This is a genomic window from Egibacteraceae bacterium, from assembly GCA_035540635.1.
Taxonomy (GTDB): domain Bacteria; phylum Actinomycetota; class Nitriliruptoria; order Euzebyales; family Egibacteraceae; genus DATLGH01.
In genome coordinates, this window is record DATLGH010000074.1 from 1 (window position 1) to 7965 (window position 7965).

At 72.0% G+C, this 7965-nt stretch carries 8 protein-coding genes; 2 read left to right on the forward strand and 6 right to left on the reverse strand.

Annotation, left to right across the window (positions count from 1 at the left end):
* Positions 1–93: 93 nt before the first annotated feature.
* The 6 genes from VM324_12360 to VM324_12385 all read right to left on the reverse strand — a co-directional run bounded on the left by VM324_12360 (position 94) and on the right by VM324_12385 (position 5668).
* On the reverse strand, positions 94–579 hold the full coding sequence (locus VM324_12360) for a hypothetical protein (protein ID HVM00077.1): 486 nt from the start codon (positions 577–579) through the stop codon (positions 94–96).
* 218 nt (positions 580–797) lie between these two features.
* Positions 798–2372, reverse strand: a complete 1575-nt coding sequence (locus tag VM324_12365; GenBank protein ID HVM00078.1) for a PQQ-dependent sugar dehydrogenase — start codon at positions 2370–2372, stop codon at positions 798–800.
* Between the two features lie 40 nt (positions 2373–2412).
* The gene (locus VM324_12370) at positions 2413–3705 is read right to left on the reverse strand and encodes a hypothetical protein (GenBank protein ID HVM00079.1); all 1293 of its coding nucleotides are present in this window, start codon (positions 3703–3705) and stop codon (positions 2413–2415) included.
* Complete coding sequence (locus VM324_12375) at positions 3698–4435, reverse strand: VTT domain-containing protein (protein HVM00080.1); 738 nt, start codon at positions 4433–4435, stop codon at positions 3698–3700. The genes VM324_12370 and VM324_12375 overlap by 8 nt, the downstream gene beginning before the upstream one ends.
* A 202-nt stretch (positions 4436–4637) precedes the next feature.
* Positions 4638–4838, reverse strand: coding sequence for a hypothetical protein (locus VM324_12380; protein ID HVM00081.1), 201 nt, complete (start codon positions 4836–4838; stop codon positions 4638–4640).
* 68 nt (positions 4839–4906) lie between these two features.
* Positions 4907–5668 carry a hypothetical protein gene (locus VM324_12385; GenBank protein ID HVM00082.1) on the reverse strand — a complete coding sequence of 254 codons (762 nt, stop codon included), beginning with the start codon at positions 5666–5668 and terminating at the stop codon, positions 4907–4909.
* Positions 5669–6026: 358 nt separating this feature from the next.
* Between VM324_12385 and VM324_12390 the strand changes: the two genes are divergently transcribed.
* A complete protein-coding gene (locus VM324_12390; protein ID HVM00083.1) occupies positions 6027–6740 on the forward strand; it encodes a methyltransferase domain-containing protein in 714 nt (237 codons plus the stop codon).
* Entirely contained in the window at positions 6737–7930 is a 1194-nt protein-coding gene (locus VM324_12395; protein HVM00084.1) for an acyl-CoA dehydrogenase family protein, read from the forward strand. Before VM324_12390 ends, VM324_12395 begins: the two co-directional genes overlap by 4 nt.
* The last annotated feature ends 35 nt before the right edge of the window (positions 7931–7965 follow it).

The window sequence follows — 7965 nt, forward strand, 5'->3', positions numbered from 1 at the left end:
TCGCCCTACCCGATGCCCGACGAGGCGCCGGTGACCACGACCACCTGCCCACCGACTGGGCGCGGCCGGAACCGCCCTCGCGCGACAGCAGCGTCACGAGGCGTCGTCGAGGGCCGCGAGCACCGCGTGGGTCGTCACGCCGAGGACGACGTGGCCGACGATCCCCCGGGCATGCGCCTGCCACGGGTAATCCCGCTGCGGCCCCATGATCCGCAGAAGCCTCCCGGCGACCAGGTCGTTGGCGAGGTACAGCCCCGCACCCCACACCGCGCCCTTGCCGACGGTTACCGCCGGGTTGGCGCGCCGCAGCCTCGCGTAGACCATCCCCGGCCCGATGCCGAGCAGGTAGTGGATGAAGATGCCGCCGGCGTTCGGCTCGGACCTCGCCGCGCCGCTACCGGCCAGCTTCGCCAGGTGCCGGGCGCCGGCGTGCGCCGGGTCCTGGCCGAATTTCCTCGCCTTCTTCTCCTTCGCGATCGTCACCTTCGACTGCCGCCGGTACAGGAACCAGGTGACGACATCCATCACCCACACCCCGACCGTGCCCGCGGCCGCACCCTTGACCGTCTCGTCTCCCATCCGCTGCCTCCTTGTGCTCGCATGAGCCGGCCAGCGCCCTACCCGAGGCCGCCCCGCGCTACGCGCCAGCGCCCAAGTCCGTTTCCGACGATCGCTCGTGGGCAGCACGACGCCCGCGAACGAAGCGAGCACCGTGGCCAGCAGTGGCGCAGGACGAGTACTGGGCAAGGCGCTGGGTGGTTCAGCCTCAGCCTCGGCATCCCCCAGGTCCTTGCGGGTCACTTGCGCCTGCGACGGCGCCGACCGAGCAGGACGGCGGAGCCGGCCGCGGCGAGGCCGCCGGCGGCCAGCGCCATGGCGAGCGCGCGCATGGGAACCTCGACGGGCGTGGGCGGGCGTTCGCCGGCCTGCTCGCCGGTGCGGCGGATGCGCCACAGCGTGCCGGTGCCGAGCGGCATGCGGATGCCGCCGACCTCTGGGGCCAGGCTGATCTGCCCCCAGTCGACGACGTAGAGGGCCCCGTCGGGGCCGAACTGGCAGTGCGAGGGACGCTCCAGGCCGCGGTGTGGCAGCTTCGACGCGGGACCGGCCAGCTTGTTGACGGCGAAGTCCACGACCGTGCCGGTCTGCAGGTCGACCCGCACGACCTTGTAGCCGACCGGCGTCTTCGCCCGCGTGGTGACCGGAAAGACGTCGCCGTACAGCGCGACGAACGCGTTGCCGACGAACCCGAACGCCGGGTCGCGGGAGACGTCCAGGCCGTTGGCCGCCGCGTGGGGCTCGAAGGTGACGGCAGGCTTGGGCGGGTCAGGGTCGGGGTGGTCGGCGAGGACGGGCTCCTGGCCGCGGCCCGCCGGCCAGCTGGGGTCGTCGAGGCGGATGCCGGAGGAGAAGTCCGGCCATCCGTACCAGGCGCCGTCGTCGATCTCGTAGAGGTCGTCACGAGCAGCGACGACGTACCGGGCGCTGCGCTCATCGATGCCGTGGTTGGTCGCCAACAGGCGCCCGTCGGGATGGAAGGCGGTCCCGAAGGGGTTGCGCAGCCCCCACGCGACCACCTCCAGGTCGCTGCCGTCAGGGTTGCAGCGCAGGATGGCCCCGGAGCACTTCGTGTCGCCGGGGACGACCTGGCCGGGCGCGGTCTCGGTGCCGAACGGCACGTAGGCGCCGGTGCGCACAGTACGGCCCAGCCCACCGAGGACGTCGGCGAACTCGTAGTTGCGCCCCGCAAGGGCCACGTCCGTGGCCGGGACGTCGTGCAGGCCGGGGAACTCTCGCAACCACTCGTAGGAGTAGTTGTCGCCGCCCACCACACCGGAGTTCGTCGTGCTGCCCTGACCCCAGTAGAGCTTGCCGTCCGGGCCCGCCACCGGGTAGTTGGTCATGTGGTCGCCCCACGGCAAGCCCGTGACGATATCCTCGATGCGCCCGTCGGGTTCAAGGCGTGAGATGGCATCGGTATTGGCGAAGTACAGCCGCCCGCCCAGCCAGCACGCGCCGGTGAACGCGCCCTCGATCCGCCAGCGGTCCTCGGGCAGGTCGAAGAACACCTCCGTGTCACCGCTGTAGACGTCCACCCGCAGGATCCGGGGTTTCGACTCGATCTTGTGACCGCACTCGCTGACGTAGCAGAACCCCTCGTCGTCGAAACAGCAGTGCACGGGTGCGTTCAGACCCGTGGCGACCACCTCGGCTACGTAGCCGTCGGGCAGGAGGATGTCGGCGGGGTCGTGGCGCCGGCCGCTGCGCCGTACCAGCCGCATGCGTTGCACGAGCGGGTACAGAGGCGCGTACAGGTAACCGAGGGCGGTGTCCATCATGGGGGCCTTGACCATGCGCGTCAGCCGGCTCATGTCTCGTCCTCTCAGGGCCCTGCACGGCCCGGTCACTGGGCTACTGGGAAACCGCGTCGTCCAGGCGTATCCGCCACACCCGCCCGCTGCCGGCCCGCGCGTCGACCCCGTCGGCGGTCATCTCGAACCAGCCGAAGTCGAGCGCGTACAGCCACGGCCCATGGACGGCCACGTCGATCGGGCGCAGCAGTGGCCCCACACACAGCGGGTGCAGGGACCAGTCGTCCGGGTCGATGCGCGCCAGGCAGCGGCCGACGCGTGGGCCGCCTCCGGCGGTCATCGGGCGCTCGTCGCCGAAGAGGGCCACGATGAGGTGGCCGGCCCGGGGCCGTCCCGGTGGGATGACGGCGAACTTGACCGCTGCGGCATGCGCCGGGAACGCCAGCAACGGCCGTTGCGGCTGGGGCAGCTGGTCGTGGTTGGCCAGCAGGAACCGGGGCGCCGGTCCGCGTTGTGGCCGGTACCGCGGATCAGTGACCGGCTTCCCGCCGATGAAGTCGGGCCAGCCGTACCAGGCGCCCTGGCGGACCTCGAACAGCAGGTCGGGGCCGTTGCCGATGGGTCGGCTGCCCCGGTCGTCGGCGCCCTGGTCGGTGGCCAGCAGCCGGCCGTCGGGCAGGAAGCCCAGACCGAAGGCGTTGCGCAGCCCCCAGGCGACGAGCTCCAGCCCCCCGCCGTCGGGATCGCAGCGCATGACCGCGGCCGTAGCCGGTAGGCCAGCGGCCACCCGTTGACCGGGGCGGGTCGCCGTGCCGAACGGTGAGAACGCCCCGGTCACGGCCGTGGCGTCGTCGCTGGCCGCCGTGGGGTCGAGGGTGGTCGCGTTCTCCCCGGTGAGGACGACGTCGTAGCCGGGGACGTCGTGGGCGTGGGGAAGGCGCCCCAGCCAGCCGACCTCGTAGGCGTCGGGACCGACGATCCCGGAGTTGGTCATCGCGCCCTGGCTGAAGTAGAGCTTTTCGTCCGGCCCGAGCACCGTCATGTTCGTGTGGTAGTTGCCGGGGCCCGGCAGGCCGTCCACGACGACCGACAGGCTGCCCGAGGCGAGGTCAAGCCGGCTTATCCGCGCGGGGTGCCCCCCTTCGGAGACGTACAAACCGCCGCGGTGAAACGTCAGCCCGGTGACCGGGGGACGAAGACTGTCGACGATCGGTGCGGGCTGGCCGGCGGCCCCCAGCCGCACGACCCTGCCTCCCGGTGAGGCGCCCCCGAACGGCAGCCCCGCCTCGGCGACGTAGAGCCCGCCGTCCTCGTCGAACGCCACGCTGGTCGGCAACGACAGACCGGTGGCGACCGCTCGCAGGGGCACGTCGCCCGCCCGACCCTCAGCCATCGCCGGGCTCCCGGTTGCCGCCACTGTCCGCCGGCTGCGCGGCCCGGTCGGTCGCCGCGTCGGGCCGCTGAAGCCACCACAGCAGCGCGGTCGTAGCCAGGACGACGGTGAACACGATCGCGGTGCTGGCCACACTCGCCGCGACCGCGCCGGTGAGGGCGTAGACGAACGCGGCGGGCAGCGAGCCGATAGCCGCCGCCGCCATCGCCGGTCCCCAGCCGAGTGAGGAGGCCCCGGCCAGGATCGCCACCGTCTCGGCCAGCACTGGCACCGGTCGGCTCGCCACGATCGCCAGCGGCCCCCACCGCTCCAGCAGCGCGTCCGCGCGGCGGCGCTCGGGATCAGGTACGAGCCGCTCCAGGAGGCTCCCACCGCCCCGGCCGATCCCGAAGGCCACGACTGCCGCGCCCATGCTACCCGCAAGCGACAGCAGCGTGCCGGCGACGACGCCGAACAGCGCCCCGTGGGCGACCATGACCAGGCTGGAGGGCACAGGCAAGGCGACGTCGGCGACGAGGAGGCCGACGCCGACGGCCGCCGCCGCTCCGCCCGCTGTGCCCCGCAGCCAGGGCAGCGGGTCGGCGAGCAGGGGAACCTCGAGGCCTTCCACCACGAGAAAGCTCCCGACGAACACTGCGACCAGGGCCGAGACGACCGCGGGGTAGCGCCGCATGCGGCTGGCGACAGCGACCTCGGCGTCGTCGGCCGTCGTCCTCACCTCCCGCAGCACGGGTCCAGGCGAGACGCCAATACCCATTGGCGTCAGACGCACACCCCATTCCTTCAGCAGCGGCAGCTCGCGCTACCAGCCGATCTTCCCGATCGTGGCAAGGGCGGCAACGTCCCCCGAGGTGGTCCTTCGCCCCGCATACGCAGCAGACGGTGGACACCCTCGTCAGTCCCCCCGGGTGTGTTCTCGCGTCGTCGACCCGTTACTCCAGGTTCTCCCTCTCCTCGTCGGTGGGCTCTGTGGAGCCGCCCAGGTCGTCGCGCAAGGCTTCGGTGGGTGTCTTCCCCTGCATCTCCTCGGTAATCTGCTCGCCCACGCGTTTGAAGGATCCCTTCAGCGGCTTCTTGAACACGCCCTCGTCTTCCTGGGCGTCCTGCTCGTGGCCGTGCTGTTGCTCGTTCATTGCTACCTCCTCCGCCGCGGGGTGCGGCCGTCGCCTCGGGTTCTGCGTTGCACACATCGGCCCGGCTTCTACGTCCGGGGTTGTGTGTCCGCTCCGGTACGCCTGTCCGTCGCCCCCTGGTCGCCTCCGCCGAACGCGTCCTTTACCTTGCCCGCCGCCTGGTGGGCCACCGCCCCTGAGATCATGCTGCTATCCAGATCCTCGGTCCCGTCGGTGGGAGCTTCGAAGAGCAGGCGCTCGGCGTACGGGGCGTTGCGGCCCATGCTGTAGGCGACGGTGTTCTCCGCGGTCGCCTCCCGGGCCTCTTCGACCGTGCGCTTGCCCGTGACGATCTCGTGCACCAAGTTCATCGCCAGGATGTTGGCCGCCTCCGCATCGCAGCGGGCGGCCACCTCGCCCTTCGTGCGGTCCACGATGACGCTGCCGTCCCATTCGGCGATCGCACCGATCATGTCGGGCGGCACCCGGTAGTTGACGACCTGGGTGAGGAAGTCGGTGTGGGGTGCGGGGAAGTTGTGCGTCACCACGTCGCTGGTGATCTTTGTTTCCTTCCACGGACCGTTGTGGTACCAGAACAGCTTGGTAGGGGTGGCCTCGTTCGGCGGGCCGTACTTGTCGAGCAGCTGGCGGGCGACCCGCTGGTTGGGCTGCGGCCATGCCTCGATGATCCGCTCGGCGTCGCTGAGCGCGACCCTTTGCTGGGTCCCGTGCGAGGTTTCCGTCTCACCTTTGGCCTCGTGCGCGACGCCGTCCGCTGCGGCGCCGAGGTAGGTCGCCATGCGTTCGCCGGTCGACAACTCCTCCGCCTGCGACTGTCGTTGCTCCGTCATGGCCTTCCCTCCGTTTGGATGACGCTCCCAGCGTGTTGCCAGCGTCTACCGTCAATGTCCGGTAGCGTTACACTTCAAACCCACGGATGATCGGCAGCATGTCCGGCAGAAGCGTGGACAGTCCCGGGGGCGCGGGCTCGTCGAGGGGGACAGGTGGCGGTGTGGGCAGGCTTCACCCGGCGATACGGTCGAGGAGCCTGGGGAGCAGCGCTGGCCGTGGGGTTGCGACCAGCGCGCGGGAGGCCCTTTGTTGGTGATGACGGCCAGGAAGACGCTTGCCGCCCGTGCGGCAAGCGTCGGTGGTCCCTTGACACCCGGGCACGGGGCGGCGCGTGGTCGCCGCCGACTACGCTACGGCATGGTGAGTCGACAGCTGGCGCGACCACGGAACGATCCGCGCCAGTATGACGACCTGGCGGACGCGTGGTGGGAGCCGGGTGGGGCGTTCGCGGCGTTGCGCTGGATCGCCGCGGCTCGCGCCGAGGTGGTGCCCCCGCCCCCGCGTCCGGGGGCGGTGCTGGTCGATGCGGCGTGTGGCGGCGGGCTGATGGCGCCCTACGTGGGCGGCTACCGCCACGTGGGCGTGGACGTCAGCGCCTCGGCTGTGGCGGTGGCTGCCGCTCACGGCGTGGAGGTTGTGCGCGGTGACGTGACGGCGTTGCCGTTGGCCGACGGCATCGCCGACGTGGTGGTGGCGGGTGAGATCTTCGAGCACGTCAGCGACCTCGACGCGGCGGTGCGCGAGGTCACCCGCGTGCTCAAGCCGGGCGGGCTGCTGGTGTGCGACACGATCAACAACACCCCCTGGGCGCGTTTTGTCCTGGTCACCGTGGGCGAGCGGATCCGCGGTGTGGCGCCACCGGGCATCCACGACCCGGCCCTGTTCGTCGCACCCGACCGGCTGGTGGCGCTGTGCGCGCGGCACGGGGTCCACCTGCGGGTGTGGGGGTTGCGCCCGCGCCCGCTCGAGCTCCTGGGGTTCCTGGCGGACCGGGCTCGGCCGGTCCGGCTGCGCCCGACCCGCTCGCTGCGTGGGCTGTATCAGGGCGTGGGCCGCAAGGCGGCCGCGTGAACCCGGTCGCGGTGGCCGACGGGCTGGCGGGCCGCTTCGCCGAGCGTGCGGGCGGGTATGACCGCGACGCGTCGTTCCCGGTCGCCGACGTGGACGACCTGCGTGAAGCCGGCCTGCTGGGGCTGCTCGTGCCCCGCCGCCTCGGCGGGTCCGGCGTCGGTTTCTCCGGCTACGTCGAGGTCGCGGCGACGCTGGCGCGCGGCAGCGGCGCGACCGCCTTGGTGTTCAACATGCACGCCTCGGTGACGGGGGCGCTGGCAGGCGTGCCCGACGATCTCGCCCGAGTGCTCGGCGCCCCCGACAAGTTTTTTTCCTGGCGCGACCGGGTGCTGGCCGCGGCCGCGTCGGGGGCGGTGTATGGGGTGGCGATCACCGAACGTGGCGCCGGGTCGCGGCTGTCGGCGTTGCGAACGACCTACGAGCCCGAGGCGGACGGCTACCGGCTGCGCGGCCGCAAATCGGTGTGCACCGGAGCTGGCCACCTGGCCGCCTACCTGGTGGCGGCCCGCGCAGCCGACGCCGGACAAGACGAGGACGGACGGGTGTCCTACTTCCTGGTGCCCCACGGCGAGGGGCTGCGTGTCGTCGATGACTGGGACCCCCTGGGGATGCGGGCCACGGCCAGCAACGGCTTGGACCTGGACTGTCACGTGCCCGCTGAGGCGCTGATCGGCGGCGTGGAGGGGCTCGTGCTGCCGCTGGCCTACGCGATGCCGCAGTGGCTGGTGGCCTCCTACGCCGCTGTCTACGTCGGCGTCGCGCGGGCGATCGTGGCCGAGGCGCGCGATTGGGTGGCCTCACGCGTGGTGGCCGGGACCCAAGGCGGGCTGGGCGACGTGGGGTTCGTGCGCGCCCGTCTGGGCCGCGCCGACGCCCAGGTCGAAGCCGCCTGGACAGCGCTGGCGCACGCCGCTGGCCAGGTGGACGAGCGTCCCGGCGAGCCCGACACCAACCGGTGGATATACCGCGCAAAGCTGCTGGCCGGCGACGCGGCCACGCAAGCGGCCACCAGCCTCACCGAGGCTTGCGGCCTCGGACCGCTGCGCCGCGGCACCACCCTAGAGCGGCTGTTCCGCGACGCGCGCAGCGGTGCGATCATGCCGCCATCCAGTGACGTGTGCGCCGACTACCTGGGCACCGCTAGCCTCGGGCGCGACCCCACCACGGGAACCGATGTCCGCCCATGGTGACGGCCAACAAGGCGCCTGCGGGAGGCGGTCTCCCG